At 40.3% G+C, this 1,834-nt stretch carries 1 protein-coding gene and 4 tRNA genes; 4 read left to right on the forward strand and 1 reads right to left on the reverse strand.

The window, feature by feature from the left end:
• The first annotated feature begins 45 nt into the window (after positions 1–45).
• From B5E95_RS10220 to B5E95_RS10235, 4 genes are all read left to right on the forward strand, one after another.
• Positions 46–118 (forward strand) — tRNA-Phe (locus B5E95_RS10220).
• Between the two features lie 19 nt (positions 119–137).
• A tRNA-Gly gene (locus tag B5E95_RS10225) sits at positions 138–208 on the forward strand.
• 6 nt (positions 209–214) lie between these two features.
• A tRNA-Ile gene (locus B5E95_RS10230) sits at positions 215–289 on the forward strand.
• A 2-nt stretch (positions 290–291) separates the two neighbouring features.
• Positions 292–381 (forward strand) — tRNA-Ser (locus tag B5E95_RS10235).
• A 665-nt stretch (positions 382–1,046) separates the two neighbouring features.
• Here the strand turns inward: B5E95_RS10235 and B5E95_RS10240 are convergent.
• A partial coding sequence (locus B5E95_RS10240) for an IS30 family transposase (RefSeq protein ID WP_143437606.1) occupies positions 1,047–1,834 on the reverse strand: 788 nt, incomplete at its 5' end.

The following is a 1,834-nucleotide window of genomic DNA, read 5'->3' on the forward strand; positions in this document are numbered from 1 at the left end:
TCACGGAGGAGATCGTGGGTTCAAATCCCACATGGACCGTAAGATGGCTCGGTAGCTCAGTTGGTAGAGCAAAGGATTGAAGCTCCTTGTGTCGGCGGTTCGATTCCGTCCCGCGCCATTCATTTTTTATATTAGGTGCGGGTATAGTTTAGTGGTAAAACGAAAGCCTTCCAAGCTTTAGTCGCGAGTCCGATTCTCGTTACCCGCTTTATATGGGCCTATAGCTCAGCTGGTTTAGAGCGCACGCCTGATAAGCGTGAGGTCGATGGTTCAAGTCCATTTAGGCCCATTGGAGACTTACTCAAGTGGCTGAAGAGGCGCCCCTGCTAAGGGTGTAGATCGGGTTATTCCGGTGCGAGGGTTCGAATCTCTCAGTCTCCGTAATTAAAAAGTCTTAACGTAAGATTTTGGATCTGCGTTAAGACTTTTTTTGGTTTTCATTATGTTCTGATAAAACAGCTTTAATTGCTTCTCATGTTGATGAAAGAAAGAGAAAAAGTATCTTTTGATTGGAGGGCTATAAAACAGTCTTAGATTTAGTAAAAAATCTGAAGAGCGTAAGCAAGACATATTTAATGCTTCCAAGCTATATTTAAAGCAATAAAAATTGAATATCAAATCGTCTGACAGGTTACAAATAATATTTCAATGCTTCCAAGCTATATTTAAAGCAATAAAAATTGAATATCAAATCGTCTGACAGGTTACAAATAATATTTCAATGCTTCAATAATATCGTAAAAATTCAAAATTAAGGGCTGAAACCTGTAAGTAAAAATATATAAGGTCTTATATGTGTTTAATACTTCCAAAATCTGCGAATTTATAAAACTCAGGAAATAAATATTCTCAGAATTAAAAATTTGCGATATCAGAAGAGAAACTAAATAAAAAGGACTTAGTATCCAAATAACCGTAAATTAGCCTTATATCAGACAATATTGCAGGATAGAGGCTTATTTTGGCTAATAACAAGCTATAAAAATAGGCGATAGGCGATATAAAAAAAGCAAACCTGAATTGTCAAATTAAGTGCAACAGTTAGGCTATGAAGAAATGTATTGCTTGAAGAGTTCTTCTGCTGTCTGATATTGGAGGATTCGGCGGTGTTTGTGGTTAATGGCATTGGTTGCCTGTTCAACATAAGCCTTTGTTTTGTCTTTCATACTCTTGCCCTTAGGGAAGAATTGACGCAAAAGACCATTGCGGTTCTCATTTGTGCCCCTTTCCCATGGAGAATATGGGTGGGCGAAGTAGATCTGGCAGCCTTTGATCTTGATCATATCCGCAAACTCAGAGCCATTGTCAAACGTGATCGATTTAAACCAGGCAGGATGTCTGTCAATCTCATTTTGAAGCAGCCTTTGGCATGTGCTTGCCCGATAGTCAGGAATCTTGATAACTACTTCAAAGCGTGTGGTTCTTTCGGTCAAAGTCATTAAAGCAGGCTGATTCTTGCGTCTGACGCCTTTAACCAGATCTCCTTCCCAGTGCAGCGGCGTTTTTCTGTCTTCAATCTCTTTAGGACGCTGTTCAATGGAATTGCCAAGATTCTTCTTGTGCAAAGCATGACCGCCATGGCCGTGATGACGCTTGTTCCTGCGTCTTTTGAGCTTCATAGGCAGATCAATATTGCTTATGTCCAGCAAGTCCTGATCAATATAGCGATAGACGGTTGGTGTGCTGGGACAAGGGGAGCCTGGCATAGTCCTTTGGAATTCACCAACGAACTCATCGATGCTGGTGGCATCAAATTTAGCTTTAAAGCGTCTAGAGAGCATTCTCAAAAAGACAGCATAATGCTTCAATGGATTGCGCTGATAGCAGTTTTTGC

This window comes from Lactobacillus gallinarum, assembly GCF_002160635.1.
GTDB classification, from domain to species: domain Bacteria; phylum Bacillota; class Bacilli; order Lactobacillales; family Lactobacillaceae; genus Lactobacillus; species Lactobacillus gallinarum.